Below are 19,843 nucleotides of genomic sequence, written 5' to 3' on the forward strand. Positions count from 1 at the left end.
CTCATTTCTATTAAGCCCTGATTATTTGATAATTAATCAAATTTTTGCACAGTCTGGTTCCTCTTGAATCGGACTGTGCTTTTTTTATGTCGCCTCAACACCACTTATACTCACCCGTTTATCTCTATGTACTCTAAACCAATAAAAAACGCCGACCTAAGCCGACGTTTTTACGCATGTTCATTTTTATGATTTAACGTATCACTCTATGCAGAGGTTATGGACGATACACTTTCACATTAGGATAACCTAAATCTTTCAGATACAAAGCTTGCAAGCGACTCATCACGCCACGCTCACAATACAATAAGTATTCCTTGCTCTGATCCAAATCGCCAAACTGTGTTGCTAATTTATAGAAAGGAAGATGTTTAATTTCAACGCCATCAATATTTAGTGGGTGAATGTCTTCTTCATCTGGGCTGCGAATATCTAACACCACCGCTTCAGCAGAAATTTCAGCCACTTGCTCAACTTCTGGAGCTTGTTCTTGGCTTTCTTTTTCAATGTCACGAATATCCATAACACGAGCATTAGTAACCACTTGTTCAAGAATATCGAAATCAAAATTCAATTCTTCTTTTTCAAGTTTAGCTTTAACCGCTTTCACTGTTGGCTTTTTAGAAATCACACCACAATATTCAGGCATGACTTTAGCAAAATCTTCCGTACCAATGTCACGAGCCACATTAATGATGTCTTCTTTATCCCAATTAATAAGAGGACGAAGGATCAGTGTATCAGTAACATTATCAATTAAACGTAAGTTGGTTAATGTCTGACTAGAAACCTGCCCCAACGCTTCCCCTGTCACAAGCGCTTCAATACCAAACTTCTCGGCAATCATACCGCCCGCGCGCATAAACATTCGTTTAAGTACCACACCCATTTGGCCATCATCAACTTTCTCGAGAATTTCAGCGACAACAGGTTCAAAATCCACAGCAATAAATTTCACTTTGGCCGATGAACCGTATTTATTCCATAAGAAATGCGATACCTGTTTCACACCAATTTCGTGAGCAGGGCCACCTAAGTTAAAGAAACAATAATGGGTTTTCGAACCACGTTTAATGTGTAAATAACTCGACACGCCGGAATCAAAGCCACCAGAAATTAAGCTTAATACATCTTCTTGTGTTCCAAGAGGAAAGCCACCTAACCCTTTATGACGAGCAACTACTTGATTGAGTTTATCGTGATCAATTTCAATGTTCACTGTCACTTCTGGCTTGTTTAACTTCACCTTAGCCGACTCAACCGCTTGGTTTAAACCACCACCAACATAACGTTCAACATCAATAGACGTAAAGTCGTGCTTACCACGACGTTTAACGCGAACCACGAAGGTTTTACCTTCAATTAAGTCTCGGCTTTGAATTAAAGATTGCTCGTAGATGTCATGCATATCAGAAAAATCAGACTGCACGACTTCTAAGGAGTGATGAATTCCAGGTGTTTGCGTCAGAATAGCCAGCACCTGAGGAAAATATTCATCACTGCTTGAGCTCACTTCAATATGATCACGACGATTAAATACCGCCACAGATTCTGTCTGACGTTGGATAATATTACGAATATTGCGTTCCAAAATTTTGGTAAATCGCTTACGCACTGAATCACTTTTAACAAAAATTTCAGGATGGGGCTTAACAATAAACTTCATATTATGCTTCACTTTTAATCGAATTATTTGACAATGTTAACCTGAGAAACGTCCAGATATCATCAAAACTAAGGCGCGAAATTATACACGACATTTACCTATCGAGGAATTAATTTCCCGCTATTAACTCCCGCATTCATTGAGTCCATTTTGATTTTATTTGAGTTTTTTTATAAAAATCAGATTAATCCTTGTTTCAATACCCGTAGGTCAAATACAATTGGCGGATAACATATTTACGCGCCCGATTTGACCCAACCTAACGGCTAAGGTAACTTGCGAGCTCGTTTACTAAGATCAGCAGCCCTTCACGCCAAAATGGAATCGCCGCTGCCCACATTATGCATCGCCGCATTCCAGATGCGTTCCTATAAGCAGAATAAATATGGCTAATAAAAAACCTGAAAACATGAGCTTTGAAGAGTCCTTATCTGAACTAGACTCCTTAGTGAATCAACTTGAAAATGGCGATTTGGATCTTGAAGATGCATTGAAGAAATTCGAACGTGGTATTTCACTTGCTCGCTCTAGTCAAATGAAGCTGACAGAAGCAGAACAACGAGTTGAAATCCTATTAAAAGATGATGATGAATCAAAACTTGTTCCATTTGACCTAGAAAGCGACATTTAGCATGACCATTTCTCTGGCTGACTATCAAGAAAGAAATAACCAACAATTAAACCAGTGGTTAGACAGTATCCCACACCAGCAACAAACCCTAACGAAAGCAATGCGTTATGGCTTACTACTGGGAGGTAAACGTGTACGCCCTTACTTGGTGTATATCACTGGTGAACTTTTTGGCCTGAAATCAAGTGATTTAGATACGCCAGCCTCAGCCATTGAATGCATTCATGCCTATTCGCTCATTCACGATGATCTCCCAGCCATGGATGATGACGAATTACGTCGTGGGAAACCAACATGCCACATTGAATTTGATGAAGCCATTGCCATTTTAACTGGTGATGCCCTACAAACGTTAGCTTTTACCATTTTAACCGAAGGCCCACTTTCGACTGTGAGCGAGCCACATCGCATCACTTTAATTAAAGAACTCGCCAAAGCTTCAGGCTCTCTTGGTATGTGTATGGGGCAATCACTCGATTTAGAAGCCGAAAATCGTCTTGTTTCTCTCGAAGAATTAGAAGAGATTCACCGTAATAAAACGGGGGCGTTAATAAAATGCGCAATTAGAATGGGCGCGCTTTGTGCAGGGGAAAAAGGCATCGAAGCTTTACCTCACTTAGACCGTTACGCCAATGCCATCGGCCTTGCCTTTCAAGTTCAAGATGACATTCTCGATATTATCAGCGACACCGAGACCTTAGGAAAACCTCAAGGTTCAGATCAAAACTTAAACAAGAGTACTTATCCTGCTCTGCTAGGATTAGAAGGTGCGGTAGAAAAAGCACAAAGCTTGTTACAAGAATCACTACAAGCCTTGCAAGCGATACCTTACAATACTCAGTCACTTGAAGAGTTCGCCCGATACGCAGTCGATCGCAGCCACTAATATAATAAGCGCTAATAATTTATGACTCTTGATATCTCAAAGTATCCCACACTCGCACTGGCCAATACACCAGATGAGTTGCGACTATTACCGAAAGAAAGTTTATCACCACTGTGTGATGAGCTTCGTACTTATTTGCTCAACTCAGTAAGCCAATCAAGCGGACATTTAGCATCAGGTTTAGGTACTGTCGAGCTAACCGTCGCGCTTCATTATGTTTATAACACCCCATTTGATCAATTAGTCTGGGATGTTGGTCATCAAGCCTACCCACATAAGATTCTAACGGGCCGTCGTGAGCGCATGTCGACCATTCGTCAAAAAGATGGTTTACACCCTTTTCCATGGCGTGATGAAAGTGAATACGACACGCTTTGTGTTGGCCACTCTTCAACCTCGATCAGTGCGGCTTTGGGTATGGCAATTAGTGCGGAAAAAGAAGGCAAAGATCGTAAAGTCGTCAGCGTCATTGGTGATGGTGCCATTACTGCAGGAATGGCATTTGAGGCCATGAATCACGCAGGTGATGTCCATGCCGATATGTTAGTAATCTTAAACGATAATGAAATGTCGATTTCTGAAAATGTTGGCGCGCTAAACAACCACCTTGCACAGCTATTAACCGGTAACTTCTACACATCAATTCGTGAAGGTGGCAAGAAAGTTCTGTCGAATGTACCGCCAATCAAAGAATTGGTTCGTCGCACCGAAGAGCATCTAAAAGGCATGGTAGTTCCGGGCACTATGTTTGAAGAGCTCGGTTTTAATTACATTGGCCCTGTTGACGGTCATGATGTTAAAGAGCTAGTCAAAACGCTGAAAAATATGCGAGGCTTAAAAGGCCCTCAGTTTTTACACGTGATGACCAAAAAAGGCAAAGGCTATGAACCTGCGGAGAAAGATCCGATTGGTTATCATGGCGTGCCAAAGTTTGATCCAAAAGAAACAAGCTTACCGAAAAGCAGTGGCAGTAAACCAACCTTCTCAAAAATATTTGGTGATTTTCTTTGTGACATGGCCGCTCAAGATCCAAAACTGATGGCAATAACTCCCGCCATGCGTGAAGGATCTGGTATGGTGCGTTTTTCAAAAGAATTTCCACAGCAATATTTTGATGTCGCCATTGCCGAACAACATGCGGTCACCTTAGCGGCCGGTATGGCTATTGGTGGCCAACACCCAATTGTCGCGATCTACTCTACTTTTTTACAGCGTGGCTACGATCAATTAATTCACGATGTGGCGATCATGAATCTTCCCGTTATGTTTGCTATTGATCGTGCAGGTTTAGTTGGCGCTGATGGTCAAACTCACCAAGGCGCGTTTGATCTTAGCTTTATGCGCTGCATTCCAAACATGGTGATAATGGCACCAAGCGATGAAAATGAATGTCGCCAAATGCTCTATACTGGCCACAAACACCAAGGCCCAAGTGCGGTGCGTTACCCTAGAGGTTCTGGCTGTGGTGCAGAGATACAAGCCGACATGACCGAACTTGAAATGGGCAAAGGGCGTATGGTTCGTGAAAGTTCAGCTCAAGTAGGTTCAGGTAAGAAAGTCGCGATTTTATCTTTTGGTACTTTCCTACCAGAAGCCTTAAAAGCCGCTGAAAACCTAGATGCCTCTGTTGCCGATATGCGCTTTGTTAAACCGCTTGATGAATTGCTAGTACTGCAACTCGCTCAAGAACACGATGTACTGGTCACACTAGAAGAAAACGTCATAGCAGGTGGTGCTGGCTCTGGTGTAATAGAGTTACTTATGCAGCGCAAACAAATCAAACCCGTATTGCAACTTGGCTTACCGGATAAGTTTATTCATCAAGGTACACAAGATGAATTATATGCTGAACTGGGATTAGATGTGGTTGGGATGGAGAAGAAGATAACCGATTATTTAAGTTAAAGTTTTAACAATAAAACCTTCAAAAAAGGACGAGCAATCGTCCTTTTTTTATCTTGTTGGTGTGAATCTAAATAAGTTGTCAATCAGGAAGAATTTTCATTAACAATGATTAACTATCAATAACGTTGTATTTCTTGCTTATTAGATCATCAAAAGATTAAAATTTAGGCGCATCGAAATTATTAGGTTCATCAGTGTAAATAGCGACATTCGATTTCTCAACAAGACCAGTTTCATCAACACATTGCAGCTGGAAAAAATCACCAATTTCTTTACGTTGGCAATGCGCTTCGAATGCTTCATTACTTTCCCAGATCTCATGAAAAGCAATCGGATAGCTTTCTCCGCCCGCAAAAGGGCTAGTGCGGTGGCGTGTAACCACATATTGTAAGCAGCCATCTTCACGCAAGGTGTTGGGCTCTAGGGCTTGTAAAACAGAAAATAACTCATCAAGTTTGCCTTCTTTAGGCTGAAACTGAGCAACACAATACACTTTCTTAGACATCATTCTTTCCTACTAATTAAACCAATACACTACCACCAGCCATAAGCTAATGGCTGAAAATATTCCGGCTAACACATCATCTATCATAATCCCAAAGCCACCGTGAACATGACGGTCAAGTAAACTAATCGGCCATGGTTTCACCATATCAAAGAGCCGAAACAACACAAAACCAATGGCGATAATTTTCCAATCATAGACCGCTAGGCCCATCATAGGCACTACGCTCATCGTGATCCAAAAGCCTACAAATTCATCCCAAACTATTGCGCCATGATCATGTACCTGCATATCATCTGATGTTTTTTGGCAAATGGTTACCCCTAAAATAGCGGCGAGCACCACTACGATACAATAAAGCACAACCGGTAATTGCACCAAAAGTAAGTAAAAAGGCAAAGAAGCTAATGTTCCCATCGTGCCAGGAACAATTTTTGATAACCCACTGCCAAATCCCACCGCCAATAAATGCCAAGGGTTTGATAATTTAATACGAGAGCGGGGATCCACCATTCCTGTTTGCTGCGACATGATTGTGCCTTTATTTCTAATATAAAAGATTAATTAAAATGATCAAAACCTTGCTGTATCGATGCTTCTTCTTCGTTCGAAATAATGGCATCGTTACGTAAGAATTTGATTAAATGAGTCGATGATTCATTCGCTTCATCACGCGCGATGATCTGACCGATACAATGCGCTTGAGTGTTACTTCTAGTCTGTAATGCTTCAAATATCGCTTTATTTTTTTGAGGGACGGTAAAGCACAATTCATACTCCTCACCGCTACACAGCGCAACATGGTGAGCGCGTGTCTCGATACCATCATAAAAAGCAATTAATTCAGAAGATATAGGGAGTTTATCTAAATGCACTTTAGCGTTGACGCATGATGCTTTAAGAATATGCTTAATATCAGAAATCAAACCATCGGAAATATCAATACAGCTGGACGCGACACCAAGCAAAGATTGTGCGAAATCTACTCTCGATTCGGCTCTAAAGTGTCTATTTATTAGGGTTTGTGCAAATGGCTTAATCAAATTATGTTCATCTAATATAGCGTCAAGACCAGCATGACTATCACCTAAAGTACCGCTCACATAAATCCAATCCCCTACTTTAGCACCACTACGAGTAAGCGCTTGACCGTAAGGAACAAAACCTTGAATAGTAAAGGTAATGGTTAATGGTCCCTTGGTTGTGTCTCCGCCTATCAACTGTAAATGATGAGCATCCGCTAGCGCAAACATACTGTCGCAAAAAGACTCTAACCACGCTTCATCAAGTTCTGGCATCGAAATCGCCATTGAAAGCCAAGCGGGAGTCGCTCCCATTGCAGCCAAGTCACTAATGTTGGACATCAACGCTTTATACGCCACATCGCTAGGATCTGCATCATGAAGAAAATGGGTGCCTAGCACCACAGTATCAGTACTGACTGCAAGCTGATAGCCTTGAGGTACCGTGAGTAATGCACAATCATCCCCTAACGCTATCTGTACATCACTACGGTTTGGCTGACGAGCAGCAAAGTATTTGTCAATTAGATTAAATTCACCAGACATAGGGCATCGCTGTTAGTAAAAATGAAAAGTGGATATAGGTCGGAAATAGTATACAAAAAAGGCCAGCACATGGCTGACCTTTAAGGCAGAAAAATAAAGATTATTTTTTGCGAACGTGAGGTGCCGCTTTATCAAGCACACCATTAATAAACTTATGGCTGTCTTCTGCTGCGAATACTTTTGCAAGTTCAATCGCTTCGTTGATCACCACTTTATAAGGTACATCATCACGCTTGGTCATTTCGTACATCGCAAGACGAAGTAAAGCCAATTCCATCATGTCCAAATCTTGCATTGGACGAGATAGATAAGGACGTAACTTACTGTCTAATTCCATATTAGCATTCACAACACCAGACAATAGGTCTTGGAAATAAGCCACATCCGTTTCTGGTGCTTTTAAGCTTGGTTCTAAAGCATGATTTTCTTCTTCATCATACTTTCCACCGGTTAGAAATTGATGTTCAATTGTGGCCACATTTTCTTTAGTGACCTGCCAAGAGTATATTGCTTGTAGTGCGAATTGACGTGCATTACGACGTGCGGCTGGTTTCACGCGAGCCCCCATAAGGAATTAGATTGCAAAAAATTAGTTAATTTCATTTAGAACGTTGATCATCTCAAGTGCGCTAAGAGCAGCTTCTTGCCCTTTGTTACCAGCCTTGGTACCTGCGCGTTCAATCGCTTGATCGATGGTATCGACTGTCAATACACCAAATGCTACTGGAAGAGAGTATTCCAAAGACACTTGTGCAAGACCTTTATTACATTCACTGCACACGTAATCAAAATGCGGTGTACCACCACGAATAACCGTGCCTAAAGAAACAATTGCATCAAACTTTCCAGTTTTTGCTACACGTTGAGCAATTAATGGAAGTTCAACAGCACCAGGGCAACGAACAACAGTAATGTTGTCATCGCTTACTTGGCCATGACGCTTCAATGTGTCAATCGCACCTGAAAGTAAACTTTCGTTAATAAAGCTGTTAAAACGAGAAATAACGATAGCAATTTTTGCATTCGGAGCGGCAAAAGCACCTTCGATTACTTTCATAAGTTATCCTTTAACTGTTTTCTAGGGAGTGAGAATCGGCGGATTCTATCACAAATTTGTGAGCAATATCTATTGGTAATTCATTTATCCTCTGCCTTCAGTTTTATCCATGACTGATTATTGGAATAAAAGTGGCTTTGCAGGGCGAGAAATGAAATGGCGAGTATCGGCTATTCTGTTACATAATCCACAACATTTAAGCCAAAACCTGATAATGCGTGATAACGTTTATCTGACGACGATAGCAAACGCATGTCCTTCACACCTAAATCAGCTAGAATTTGAGATCCAACACCGACACGTCTTGATGTGCCTTGTTTTTTCGCCATCACTGGAGCCGTCGCATTATCTTGTTGCTCAAACATCTTCACTTTATGGATAATAAATTCTGGCGTTTCTTCTTTACCAAGAATGATCAAGACTCCACCGTCTTGGTTAATTCTTTGCATAGCGGCATCTAATGACCAACTACGATCGCTAGAGCGATTTGAATGCAGTAGGTCAGTAAAAGTATCTTGCAAATGAACGCGCACCAAGCAAGCATTATCAGTCACATTACCTTTACGCAGAGCATAATGGATTTGATTATCAATAGTGTCTCGGTAAGTGACTAAATCAAACTCACCAAACTCAGTGGGTAGTTTACATTCCGCCACGCGTTCAATTGTTGTTTCAGTATTATTACGGTATTCAATTAAATCCGCGATAGTGCCCAATTTAATTCCGTGCTTTTCGGCAAAGACTTCAAGATCAGGACGACGCGCCATCGTGCCATCATCATTTAAGATTTCAACGATAACAGAAGCGGGCTCTAGGCCTGCCAAACGAGCTAAATCACAACCGGCTTCAGTATGTCCAGCGCGAGTTAATACGCCACCTTCTTGTGCCGCTAGCGGAAAAATATGACCAGGTTGAACTAGGTCTGCCGCTTTAGCATTTTTAGCGACAGCCGCCTGTACGGTAACCGCACGATCAGAGGCTGAAATTCCAGTAGTGACACCTTCAGCAGCTTCAATTGAAACCGTGAAATTCGTTGTGTACTGTGCATTATTGTCCTGAACCATCGGAGGCAAACCGAGGTCGTGGCAACGCTGTTTGGTCAACGTCAAACAAATAAGCCCACGTCCATGAGTCGCCATAAAGTTAATCGATTCTGGCGTGATATGTTCTGCCGCCATAATAAGATCGCCTTCATTTTCACGATCTTCATCATCCATCAAGATAACCATTTTACCTAAACGGATATCGTCAATAATTTCTTTTGAGCTGCTAATTGGCATACTGATTTCCTATTACTTTGGGTATAGATAGAATTAAGCGAAACCATTTTTCTGCAATAAATCCATTGTAATACGTGATTCTGGAATGGCAGTATCTTCTGATTTCCTAGTAATTAAACGCTCTAAATAACGTGCAATTACATCCACCTCTAAGTTCACTTTATGCCCAACAACGAAACTGTCTACCGTGGTTTCTTGTGAAGTATGCGGCACAATGGTGATCTTAAAGCTGTCTTTACGTACATCATTGACCGTTAAGCTAATACCATCAATAGTCACAGAACCTTTTTCCGCAATGTAGCGAGATAAGTGGCTTGGCACTTCTATCCAATATTCCATCGCTCGACCAACAGGTTGTCGGTCGACAATTGTCCCAACATCATCGATATGCCCAGAAACGATATGCCCACCAAATCGTGTTGACGGCAGCATAGCCTTCTCAAGATTGACCTTGTCACCAACTTGGTATTGGGTGAATCCGGTTCGTTTTAAGGTCTCAAGTGACAAATCGGCACTATAGCTTCGCTGATCAAACTGAACCACCGTTAAGCATACGCCATTGGTTGCAATACTGTCGCCTAAATGGACATCAGACATATCAAGTTTGCCAGCATCCACCGTGATAGTGACATCTTCACCTTTGGGGATAATAGCTGAAATGGTTCCTACTGCTTCTACAATGCCTGTAAACATAATTTCTCTTTATTTTTTCACTATTTTGGCAGTTAGGCGAATATCCGCCCCGACCATACGTAAATCGGTAATGTCTAAATCAATGGCCTCTTTCATTGATGTTAATCCCATTATTTGAGTTAACCCACAGCCATCAGTTCCCATTAATTTAGGAGCAATATAGATAATGAGCTCATCGACTAAATCTTGCTTTATCAAACTGGCAGCTAAAGTAGCCCCTGCTTCAACCCAAATATGGTTAATATTTTGATCTTTCGCGAGTTGTTTAAATAAAAACGGCAAATCAAATTGATCATCATTTAATTCAGCTTCGATAACTTGAGTATCAACAACCTTATTAGATGCCGCTTTTGTCTCCATATCATATATAGAGCCTTGCTTGGGATGAACTAGTAAACGTTCACCATCCGTATTAAAAAGTTTCAGTTCATTCGTCGGTTTTTTAAGCAAATCACCACGACGATTTAAAATAACCCGCACGGGTTGGCGAACGTGATTAATGTCATAAATAGCTTGTACAGATTGAGGTAAATCATCCCAGCGGACATTAAGGGAAGCATTATCATCAAGTACCGTCTTGGCAGTTGATAAGATAGCACCTGCTTTTGCTCGGTAGTGCTGAACATCTTGTCTTGCTTTAGCGCCAGTAATCCATTGGCTTTGACCATTGCTCAGCGCCGTTTTACCATCGACACTCGCCGCCAATTTAAGTTGAACAAATGGCATACCAGTTTGCATCCATTTAATGAATCCAGGGTTTAATTGCCAAGCATCTTGTTCTAGCAAGCCCACGTCAACTTGAATACCTGCTTCTCGCAACATTTGAATACCACGACCAGCGACTTGAGGGTTGGGATCTTGCATCGCACAAACCACACGCCTTATTTTGGCTTTGATTAACGCTTCTGCGCAAGGTGGTGTTCTTCCATAGTGAGAACAAGGTTCTAGCGTTACATACGCCGTTGAGCCTTCCGACAACTCACCAGCTTGACGTAATGCATGCACTTCAGCATGAGGCTCCCCCGCTTTTAAATGCGCGCCTTTTCCGACTACATTGCCATCATGAACAATCACACAACCAACATTAGGATTTGGTGAGGTGGTATATATACCTTGCTTTGCTAAATGAATAGCCAAAGACATCATTTGATGATCAATCGCAGAAAATAAAACTTGAGTCATCGTGCTTCCAATTCTCATTATCAAACTCGAAAGTAGTCTTGTTGTTAATCTTCAAGACGAGCGATTTCTTCACCAAATTCACGAATATCTTCAAAGCTACGATACACCGAAGCAAAACGAATATACGCAACTTTATCCAACGTTTTTAATTGATCCATCACAAAATTACCGATCATTTCACTCGGGACTTCACGCTCCCCCGTTGCACGTAGTTGAGATTTAATATGGCTGATAGCCAATTCAACGGCATCAGCACTCACTGGGCGTTTTTCTAAAGAACGTTGTAAACCGCCAATCATTTTGTCTTCATCAAAAGGTTCACGATTACCATTGGATTTTATCACTTTAGGCATAACCAATTCAGCGCTTTCAAATGTGGTAAATCGTTCGCTACACGCTAGGCATTGACGACGACGGCGAACTTGGTGTCCATCCGCGACTAACCGTGAATCAATCACTTTGGTGTCATTTTCAGAACAAAATGGACAGTGCATGTTTTCTCCCTCAATATAAATTTCATCGGTTAGATTTCCTTTGAAAGACGATCCCATCTAACTATTTTTCAACCCACTAATACTCTTTTCAACCCACTAACTTGTGGTTTATTAGTATGGCTTTAGTTTATCCGAAATGATAAAAGTAAGCGATAACCCACCCACAAATTCAATCACTTCTATTTTAATCTTAGAACGAACAGAATAATTATTGCACTAAAGTTGAGCGAAATCGGCTATGAGGTTACACTTAAAGCAGAGTTCTGTGATCGACCATTTACGATCATTCAAATTTCCATCCGGTCATATAAGCGGATGAATATAGGAAGTATAACCATGAAATATTTAGGTCTAGCCGGATTGCTCGTTATTACATTAGCAGGCTGTTCATCTCCCACTCAAGAAGACAGCTATTTAGATGCTTCTTTCCAGCTTTGTAATACTGACGTGAAGGTCTTCTCAACAAGTGATGACGGTAAAGTGCGCATTGTCTGCGCAGATGGCTCTAAGTTTGCAATGGATAACGCTAAAACGCTAGACACCATGCAAGACTTAAACGCGTCATATTGTTCTGGTGGTGGTCTAGGTCAATTTAACGAAAGCAGCCGTTACTACATGTTCAAATGTAAATCAGGTTCTATGATTAGCATTAATAAGAAAGACTAATCCTCTTTACAATCATTGAGGCAGTACCAAGCTTCCATGAAAAAACGCCAACCATTTAAATAATGGTTGGCGTTAATAAAAATAAACGCAGCAGGTAATACCGCGCTTTAATTTGTTTTCTTCACTGCATAGTAAATTAATGTTCGCGAGTCGCGTGGAACTCAATATCAGGGAAACGTTCTTTCGCTAAGTTTAAGTTCACCATAGTTGGTGCAACATAAGACAAGTTATCCCCGCCATCTAACGCAAGGTTAGTTTGGTTCTTACGCTTAAATTCATCCAATTTTTTCTCATCCGAGCATTCAACCCAACGAGCGGTAGCAACATTCACACCTTCATATATTGCTTCAACGTTATATTCCGATTTTAAACGAGCCACAACTACATCAAACTGAAGCACACCCACCGCACCAACGATTAAGTCGTTATTTTGCAGAGGACGGAAAACCTGTACAGCACCTTCTTCAGACAACTGCACTAAACCTTTAAGCAACTGCTTTTGCTTTAATGGATCGCGCAAACGAATCCGGCGGAACAGCTCTGGGGCAAAGTTAGGAATACCAGCAAACTTCAATGATTCACCTTGTGTGAAAGTATCACCAATTTGAATAGTGCCATGGTTATGCAAACCGATAATGTCTCCCGAATAAGCATGTTCTGCACGCGCTCGGTCACCAGCCATAAAGGTTACGGCATCCGATATATTCACCATTTTACCAGTACGAACATGGTTCATCTTCATGCCCTGAGTATAAGTACCCGATACAATACGCATAAAGGCAATACGGTCACGGTGTTTTGGATCCATATTGGCTTGAATTTTAAACACAAAACCGGTGAATTTTTCTTCCGTTGCTTTCACTGTTCGCTCATTTGCTTCACGAGCCAACGGTGCTGGCGCCCATTCAGTCAAGCCAGTAAGCATATGATCCACACCAAAGTTACCTAAAGCGGTACCAAAAAAGACTGGCGTTAATTCACCTTTTAAAAACAATTCTTGGTCAAATTCATGTGCAGCGCCAATGACTAGCTCTAAGTCTTCACGTAATTGTTCCGCAATATCAGTGCCAATCGCGACATCAAGATCAGGGTTATCTAAGCCTTTAATACTGCGAACTTCTTGAATTGTAGACCCTTGACCAGTGGCATATAAAATCGTTTCGTCACGATGGATGTGATAAACACCTTTAAACTCTTTACCACTTCCAATAGGCCATGAAATAGGCGCACATGCCATTTTCAGTTCGCTTTCCACTTCATCCAACAAATCCATAGGATCACGCGTATCACGATCACATTTGTTCATGAAGGTTACAATTGGTGTATCACGCAGACGCGTGACTTCCATTAGCTTACGAGTACGATCTTCGACACCTTTTGCCGCATCAATCACCATCAAGCAAGAATCCACCGCGGTTAAAGTGCGGTAAGTATCTTCCGAGAAATCTTCATGTCCAGGGGTATCAAGAAGGTTCACCAAGCAATCGTTATAAGGAAATTGCATCACCGAAGTAGTAACCGAAATACCACGCTCTTTTTCCATTTCCATCCAGTCAGATTTTGCATGCTGGTTTGAGCCACGACCTTTAACCGTACCGGCTTTTTGTAAAGCGTTTCCGAATAACAATACTTTTTCAGTAATGGTTGTTTTACCCGCATCCGGGTGAGAGATGATCGCAAACGTACGACGCTTGCCAACTTCAGAAAGGAAAGACATGAAGGAAACCTTATCAACTGTTTAGCTTATCGCTGCTCAATCACAGCAAAATAATTGGGTCACAAAAGTGAGATGGGCGAATTATACGCAAAAATGACGATAACTCTAGTGTGGGGGAATCATGAAAACGGATTAAAACCACTATCGAGTAATAAGTTCATAATAATAGCGTCTTCTTTACCATTTTTTGACGTTTGAGATGGGTAATAATTTACTCGGCGATCCATCTCGTTAAAGCCAAGCGACTCATAGAGATGATAAGCCCCTGTATTACTGGCTCTCACTTCAAGCCAAATACTTTCCGCCTCAGCGTCTTCACTGTGATCAATTAAATGTTGTATTAACATACGACCATAGCCTTTACCTTGCAGAACAGGATCCACCGCGATCGTCAGTAACGTGACTTCTCCAACGACATTTTGACTGTAATAGTAGCCAACTAACGTTTGGTTGAGCCATAAACCAAACTGGTTCTTGCTGGAATTAGGACTATTTTGATAAGTAAGATCTCGAATCATATTTTGTGACCACGGGTGACTATGTGCTTGTTGCTCAATCGCCCATACTGCATCAATATGATCGACAGCCAAAGGTAAAATTTGAAGACTATTTTGCGTCATAAGAACAAATCTGTTGCCAAAGATCTCGGCGATTTTGAGTGTTACCATGGATATCTTGCAACGGTGGCGAAGATAATTGATTTACACCATCAAGCATAACGTTAGCCTCACAACCAGAAAACCATATCCAAGTAAGCGAATGTTTTTCAAGTGTTGCTAACTGAGGAGGCGTCACATGCAGTGCTTGTTCTGGTTTTAATTGCATACTGCTTAACACCTTAATAAACAGTGTCGCATCAGGGCCTTGAGGAAGGTTCTCAGACACCAATAATAAAGCACAAGAAGAAGGAAGTACGAAACCTGGGGCTTGATATCCTTGTAAGCGTTCTGGGTGTACAAGCTCCCAAACAGGGATAGCCATTTCTTGTAAATATTGCTGTTCACGAAGATTTAGCATAATGACTCAATTCACGTTAAATTCTGGACTGTATTCTATCAAACCTGCTTTCCCATCAAAAGCATCATCAGCAAGGGCTAACGCTTGAAACGCACCAGCTTGATAGATATCCATTGAATTATAAATCGATAAAAATCCCATCGATTCACCATCCTTAAATCCAAATCGTGAATAATAATTGGGGGCGCCTAAAACAAAACAAGCCGAATAGCCAAATTCATACAATGACTCTAGGCCAGATTTAATCAAGGCCTCAGAAATACCTTGCCCGCGATATTCTTCTTTTACCGCAATAGGTGCCAGTCCTTGCCAACCAAAGTCATCACCATTAAGGGTAACCGGGGTAAATAAAACATGACCAATGACTTCACCATCATCAGAACAAGCGACTAATGATAAAGTAAACCGACTATTTTCGCGTAATGAGCGTACTAATTTTGCTTCTGCCGACGTTGGAAAGGTTTGGCGTAACAAGGCATCAATCGTTAAGATATCAGCAGGAGCTTCGGTACGAATTAGCATGATTCCCCTTTAGAGTCGTCAATAAGATAAAAATAGAGATGAATTCTATACTGAAACCATCTTTGAATGTCATTTTTATTATCTAAACTGGGCTCTAATTTAAAGAACGGGAGCTAGATAAACTTTTTACACCGTCAGTGTTTCAAGAACTTTGTGTTTATTGTATTTCATGCCTTTATCGACAAATTCAGCCAATTGATTTAATAACAAAGTTAATGGCTTAGGTAATAACTCTAAATCAATGCTATCCATTAAATTTTTGACTTCCAATCCAAGTTCGGTATCCCCTTCAATTTTCAAGCGACGTTGAAAGAATAAAGTATCGGGATCTTCTTTACGGCCGGCAATTAAGATCAAGTCATTTAAACAGCCCGAAAAACTCGCATCTTCGGCTTGCGGGCCATCCGAGACGATAAGTTTGTCACCTTTAAAGCTGATCATCCAAGACAGATTAAGGTCACTGATCTCAACTTTTAACCAACGGTCTTGTAAAAATTCAAAATCACCATCTTCTAATGCTTCATGGAATACTTGCTGTAAAGCCTCCAATAGAACTTTACTTTGGAGACGCTGTGGCAAAAGTTGAACCGGTTTTTTTAATACACGTGCCGCACTGACAACCATGTGAGAACGAATAGCTGAAAACATAATAACTCCCTCAATATATTCGCTTACTGTAATAAAGACTGAAAAAGCGTCTCTGCGTTAAATCAAGAAATATAGATTTAATGTTATAAATACCCACTAATTGCTTAGTCCCTACCCCTTTATGACACTTTTTTACAAAATGCGCCGACCAAGCATTATTGATCGCAGCAAACCTGCCTTATATCAATTTCCTGCCATGCAAACTGCCTAAAATACGTTATAAATTCAGAATATAAGGTTTAAAGGATGGAACTTCTTTGCCCTGCTGGAAATTTACCAGCACTCAAAACTGCCATAGATTGTGGTGCAGATGCGGTTTATATTGGCTTTAAAGATGACACCAATGCACGTCATTTTGCCGGGCTCAATTTTAGCGGCAAAAAACTCGATAAAGCGGTTCAATATGTTCATGATAATAATAAAAAAATTCATATCGCGTTGAATACTTTCGCACATCCCTATGGGTTCAATCGCTGGACCGATGCAGTAGACCAAGCCGCCGCTCTTGAAGTGGATGCATTAATAGTGGCAGATATTGCACTACTAGAATACGCCTCGACCCAATACCCTGAAATGGAGCTGCATTTATCGGTGCAAGCTTCGGCGACGAATAGCGCAGCTGTGGCTTTTTATGCCAATAATTTTAATGTGAAACGTGTGGTTCTACCGCGGGTATTATCCATTCATCAAGTGAAGCAACTTTCTCGAAGTATCCCTGCCAATGTTGAGCTTGAAGTGTTCGCTTTTGGTAGTTTGTGCATCATGGCAGAGGGACGTTGCTACTTGTCATCTTACATGACAGGTGAATCGCCAAATACCGTGGGGGCTTGTTCACCGGCAAAATATGTCCGTTGGCAAGAGACTGATTTAGGGCTTGAATCACGACTTAATAGCATTTTGATTGATCGTTATACGAAAGGTGAGAATGCAGGTTATCCAACATTATGTAAAGGTCGTTTTGATATCAACATTACTGGTGAAAATCAGCGTTACCATGTATTAGAAGAACCCACCAGCCTTAATACCTTATCTATGCTGCCTGAGTTATTTGCTGCCAATGTGGCTTCAGTCAAAATAGAAGGTCGCCAACGTAGCCCGGCTTATGTAGAGCAAGTGACTCGAACTTGGCGCGCCGCCATTGATCGCTACTTAGCCAATCCAGATACCTATCAGATTGAACCACAATGGGATGTGACGCTCGCCAATGTTTCAGAAGGAACGCAAACCACGCTTGGTGCGTATCACCGTAAATGGCAATAAGGAATGAATACATGAGCAATAATACCGACATGAAATACTCTCTTGGCCCACTACTGTACTTTTGGCCAAAATGCGATGTAGAACATTTCTACCAGCAAGCACAACAAAGCCAAGCAGATATTATTTATCTGGGTGAAACCGTCTGTTCAAAACGTCGAGAGGTAAAAGCCAAGCATTGGTTTGATATCGCAAAAGCATTAACCAATTCAGGTAAGCAGGTCGTGTTATCAACCATGGCTCTAATCGAAGCACCAAGTGAAGTCAATGTCATGAAGAAATACATCGATAATGGTGACTTCGTAATTGAAGCTAATGATGTGTCTGGTATTCAATTAGCCAGCGAAGCTAAAGTACCATTTGTGGTTGGCCCTTCGGTGAATGCCTACAATGCTCAGACCTTAAAACTATTTTCTAAGCAAGGTATGATCCGCTGGTGCATGCCGGTGGAGTTATCCCGAGATTGGCTCAACAACGTACTCAATCAATGTGATGACATTGGTATTCGTAACCAATTTGAAATCGAAGTATTCAGCTATGGTTATTTGCCATTGGCTTACTCTGCTCGCTGCTTTACTGCAAGGGCAGAAAACAAAGCTAAAGACGATTGCGAAACCTGCTGCATTCACTATCCAACCGGTATCCAGGTGAACAGTCAAGAAGGCCAAGAGATATTTAACTTAAATGGTATCCAGACTCAGTCTGGCTATTGCTATAACCTAGGTAATGATTTGCAAAGCATGAAAGGATTAGTTGATATAGTTCGATTAAGCCCATTAAGCATTGAAACATTAGAAACTTTGGCACAATTCAAGTTGAATGAACAAAGTAAAAATACGATTCAAACCAATTCAAAAAGCTGTAATGGCTATTGGCATCAAGTCGCAGGGTTAACCCTAATCTAAACGGCATTATTCTTATCTTTCTAAAAGCAAAAAAGGATATTCATACCCTTTTTTGCTTCAGATCAGACTAAGAACTTAATGTTGGCACTTGATAGCTCGGCGTCGGACGGGCTTTTACTTCTGGTGGATTATTCGGCTCTTGCCCTTTAGTGACAGGCGAATCGGCCTGATTCTGAACTGCTTCTTTCTCTCTTTCGGTCTGAATTGCTTTAAAAATACGACCAAGTTCTAAAAATGCATAACGGTGCTCTGAGAACTCATACACATTAAGTGAAATCGATAATTTATAAAGCGCGATCGCATTCGAATACTGCCCTTCATATTGATATTTTTTCGCCAAATAAAAATAAAGCTCCGTCAGCTTTTGTGCCAACTCAACATTGCTTTTTGTGTTAGCCGCAACAGACTGTAATGCTTCATTTTCATTCATTTTATCTAAGGTCACTCCAACCAATAACCAACCCCATTGGTCATCTCTACCTTGATAACGTTGCTCCAAATCTAACTTAGCCTGTTCAACGCCACTTTGTTCACGTTGGATATAATATAGCCATAAAGCGCGGTACGGATCCGATGGGTCTTGATCATAATTCTTCGTCATATCTTGCAAAGCAAGGCCGTATCGTTCTGCATAGTAAAGAGCAATGGCTCTATTTCTCTGAGCGTAATCGTTATCAGGATCAAGTTCTAAGCTTGAATCAAATGCATCAAACGCTGAGTCATAATCGCTCATTTGGGTGAAATATACACCCAATACATTAAACACTTCTGACTGTGCAGGGTTTAGCTTTAATGAACGTTCATAATCTAAACGGGCTAAATCAGCTAAGCCAACACTATCAAGATAACGTCCACGTTCAGCAAACATTTGCGCGCGAACATTTTGAGCAACCTCTTTACGCTGCAATAATTGATTAAGCCGTGCGATTTGTAACTCTTGTTGAATAGAAGGTTGTAAAGGAATGGCTAATGGTGGGTATACCCAAGTCGAATTGGAACCACCTTGATTGGCACAGCCCATCAAGAAAAAGACCGTAGCGAGACCTACCCATTTAAAATATTTCACTAATTTAACACTCCTTTACAGCACAAGCATGGCTTACGCTCGAGAAAACTGTGGCTGCATTCATTAACTTAAATTCAATATACACGTTGTCTTATCCTCTAACCACTTCAATCTTGATGGTAGATATATTTTAGTGACAAATAAGAGTATCACTATAGTCGAATGCACTAAAGAAAGT

22 protein-coding genes are annotated in these 19,843 nt (G+C 41.1%); 6 read left to right on the forward strand and 16 right to left on the reverse strand.

Annotated features, from left to right (window positions below; genetic code table 11):
- Nucleotides 1-217: 217 nt before the first annotated feature.
- The gene (gene thiI / locus VCASEI_RS09315) at nucleotides 218-1,666 is read right to left on the reverse strand and encodes a tRNA uracil 4-sulfurtransferase ThiI (RefSeq protein ID WP_086962747.1); all 1,449 of its coding nucleotides are present in this window, start codon (nucleotides 1,664-1,666) and stop codon (nucleotides 218-220) included.
- A gap of 385 nt (nucleotides 1,667-2,051) precedes the next feature.
- Here thiI and xseB point away from each other — a divergent pair, with 385 nt between their 5' ends.
- From xseB to dxs, 3 genes are read left to right on the forward strand one after another with little or no spacing between them, the layout of a single operon-like run.
- The gene (gene xseB, locus VCASEI_RS09320) at nucleotides 2,052-2,297 is read left to right on the forward strand and encodes an exodeoxyribonuclease VII small subunit (protein WP_086962749.1); all 246 of its coding nucleotides are present in this window, start codon (nucleotides 2,052-2,054) and stop codon (nucleotides 2,295-2,297) included.
- A 1-nt stretch (nucleotide 2,298) separates the two neighbouring features.
- Entirely contained in the window at nucleotides 2,299-3,183 is an 885-nt protein-coding gene (gene ispA, locus VCASEI_RS09325) for a (2E,6E)-farnesyl diphosphate synthase (RefSeq protein ID WP_086962751.1), read from the forward strand.
- A gap of 21 nt (nucleotides 3,184-3,204) precedes the next feature.
- Nucleotides 3,205-5,088, forward strand: coding sequence for a 1-deoxy-D-xylulose-5-phosphate synthase (gene dxs, locus VCASEI_RS09330; protein WP_086962753.1), 1,884 nt, complete (start codon nucleotides 3,205-3,207; stop codon nucleotides 5,086-5,088).
- 157 nt (nucleotides 5,089-5,245) lie between these two features.
- On the opposite strand, the gene VCASEI_RS09335 is transcribed toward dxs, so the two are convergent.
- The 9 genes from VCASEI_RS09335 to nrdR all read right to left on the reverse strand — a co-directional run bounded on the left by VCASEI_RS09335 (nucleotide 5,246) and on the right by nrdR (nucleotide 11,867).
- The gene (locus VCASEI_RS09335) at nucleotides 5,246-5,593 is read right to left on the reverse strand and encodes a putative quinol monooxygenase (RefSeq protein ID WP_086962754.1); all 348 of its coding nucleotides are present in this window, start codon (nucleotides 5,591-5,593) and stop codon (nucleotides 5,246-5,248) included.
- A gap of 12 nt (nucleotides 5,594-5,605) precedes the next feature.
- A complete protein-coding gene (pgpA, locus tag VCASEI_RS09340) occupies nucleotides 5,606-6,106 on the reverse strand; it encodes a phosphatidylglycerophosphatase A (RefSeq protein WP_086962871.1) in 501 nt (166 codons plus the stop codon).
- A 47-nt stretch (nucleotides 6,107-6,153) separates the two neighbouring features.
- Nucleotides 6,154-7,161, reverse strand: coding sequence for a thiamine-phosphate kinase (thiL, locus tag VCASEI_RS09345; protein ID WP_086962756.1), 1,008 nt, complete (start codon nucleotides 7,159-7,161; stop codon nucleotides 6,154-6,156).
- Between the two features lie 100 nt (nucleotides 7,162-7,261).
- On the reverse strand, nucleotides 7,262-7,729 hold the full coding sequence (gene nusB / locus VCASEI_RS09350) for a transcription antitermination factor NusB (RefSeq protein WP_086962758.1): 468 nt from the start codon (nucleotides 7,727-7,729) through the stop codon (nucleotides 7,262-7,264).
- Between the two features lie 21 nt (nucleotides 7,730-7,750).
- Nucleotides 7,751-8,218: a 6,7-dimethyl-8-ribityllumazine synthase gene (gene ribH / locus VCASEI_RS09355; protein WP_086962760.1), complete on the reverse strand. Its 468-nt coding sequence runs from the start codon at nucleotides 8,216-8,218 to the stop codon at nucleotides 7,751-7,753.
- A gap of 170 nt (nucleotides 8,219-8,388) precedes the next feature.
- Nucleotides 8,389-9,498: a bifunctional 3,4-dihydroxy-2-butanone-4-phosphate synthase/GTP cyclohydrolase II gene (gene ribBA / locus VCASEI_RS09360; protein ID WP_086962762.1), complete on the reverse strand. Its 1,110-nt coding sequence runs from the start codon at nucleotides 9,496-9,498 to the stop codon at nucleotides 8,389-8,391.
- 33 nt (nucleotides 9,499-9,531) lie between these two features.
- Nucleotides 9,532-10,191 carry a riboflavin synthase gene (locus VCASEI_RS09365; RefSeq protein ID WP_089111098.1) on the reverse strand — a complete coding sequence of 220 codons (660 nt, stop codon included), beginning with the start codon at nucleotides 10,189-10,191 and terminating at the stop codon, nucleotides 9,532-9,534.
- A 9-nt stretch (nucleotides 10,192-10,200) separates the two neighbouring features.
- Nucleotides 10,201-11,373: a bifunctional diaminohydroxyphosphoribosylaminopyrimidine deaminase/5-amino-6-(5-phosphoribosylamino)uracil reductase RibD gene (ribD, locus tag VCASEI_RS09370; protein WP_089111097.1), complete on the reverse strand. Its 1,173-nt coding sequence runs from the start codon at nucleotides 11,371-11,373 to the stop codon at nucleotides 10,201-10,203.
- 44 nt (nucleotides 11,374-11,417) lie between these two features.
- The gene (gene nrdR / locus VCASEI_RS09375; RefSeq protein ID WP_086962873.1) at nucleotides 11,418-11,867 is read right to left on the reverse strand and encodes a transcriptional regulator NrdR; all 450 of its coding nucleotides are present in this window, start codon (nucleotides 11,865-11,867) and stop codon (nucleotides 11,418-11,420) included.
- 336 nt (nucleotides 11,868-12,203) lie between these two features.
- Here nrdR and VCASEI_RS09380 point away from each other — a divergent pair, with 336 nt between their 5' ends.
- Nucleotides 12,204-12,533 (forward strand): hypothetical protein, encoded by a 330-nt coding sequence (locus VCASEI_RS09380; RefSeq protein WP_086962767.1) that lies wholly within the window; start codon nucleotides 12,204-12,206, stop codon nucleotides 12,531-12,533.
- Between the two features lie 136 nt (nucleotides 12,534-12,669).
- Here VCASEI_RS09380 and prfC read toward each other — a convergent pair whose 3' ends face one another.
- From prfC to ubiT, 5 genes are all read right to left on the reverse strand, one after another.
- Nucleotides 12,670-14,250 carry a peptide chain release factor 3 gene (gene prfC / locus VCASEI_RS09385; RefSeq protein ID WP_086962769.1) on the reverse strand — a complete coding sequence of 527 codons (1,581 nt, stop codon included), beginning with the start codon at nucleotides 14,248-14,250 and terminating at the stop codon, nucleotides 12,670-12,672.
- A 119-nt stretch (nucleotides 14,251-14,369) separates the two neighbouring features.
- Nucleotides 14,370-14,870, reverse strand: coding sequence for a ribosomal protein S18-alanine N-acetyltransferase (gene rimI / locus VCASEI_RS09390; RefSeq protein ID WP_086962771.1), 501 nt, complete (start codon nucleotides 14,868-14,870; stop codon nucleotides 14,370-14,372).
- A complete protein-coding gene (locus VCASEI_RS09395) occupies nucleotides 14,857-15,267 on the reverse strand; it encodes a DNA polymerase III subunit psi (RefSeq protein ID WP_086962773.1) in 411 nt (136 codons plus the stop codon). Before VCASEI_RS09395 ends, rimI begins: the two co-directional genes overlap by 14 nt.
- Nucleotides 15,268-15,273: 6 nt before the next feature.
- Nucleotides 15,274-15,789: a GNAT family N-acetyltransferase gene (locus tag VCASEI_RS09400; RefSeq protein WP_086962776.1), complete on the reverse strand. Its 516-nt coding sequence runs from the start codon at nucleotides 15,787-15,789 to the stop codon at nucleotides 15,274-15,276.
- A gap of 126 nt (nucleotides 15,790-15,915) precedes the next feature.
- A complete protein-coding gene (gene ubiT, locus VCASEI_RS09405) occupies nucleotides 15,916-16,437 on the reverse strand; it encodes a ubiquinone anaerobic biosynthesis accessory factor UbiT (protein ID WP_086962777.1) in 522 nt (173 codons plus the stop codon).
- 246 nt (nucleotides 16,438-16,683) lie between these two features.
- On the opposite strand from ubiT, the gene ubiU reads away from it, so the two are divergent.
- Nucleotides 16,684-17,697, forward strand: a complete 1,014-nt coding sequence (gene ubiU, locus VCASEI_RS09410; RefSeq protein ID WP_086962779.1) for a ubiquinone anaerobic biosynthesis protein UbiU — start codon at nucleotides 16,684-16,686, stop codon at nucleotides 17,695-17,697.
- Nucleotides 17,698-17,726: 29 nt separating this feature from the next.
- On the forward strand, nucleotides 17,727-18,599 hold the full coding sequence (locus VCASEI_RS09415) for a U32 family peptidase (RefSeq protein WP_162621062.1): 873 nt from the start codon (nucleotides 17,727-17,729) through the stop codon (nucleotides 18,597-18,599).
- Between the two features lie 67 nt (nucleotides 18,600-18,666).
- Here VCASEI_RS09415 and nlpI read toward each other — a convergent pair whose 3' ends face one another.
- Nucleotides 18,667-19,665 carry a lipoprotein NlpI gene (nlpI, locus tag VCASEI_RS09420; RefSeq protein WP_086962783.1) on the reverse strand — a complete coding sequence of 333 codons (999 nt, stop codon included), beginning with the start codon at nucleotides 19,663-19,665 and terminating at the stop codon, nucleotides 18,667-18,669.
- Nucleotides 19,666-19,843: the final 178 nt, after the last annotated feature.

The sequence above is a fragment of the Vibrio casei genome, from assembly GCF_002218025.2.
Lineage (GTDB): Bacteria > Pseudomonadota > Gammaproteobacteria > Enterobacterales > Vibrionaceae > Vibrio > Vibrio casei.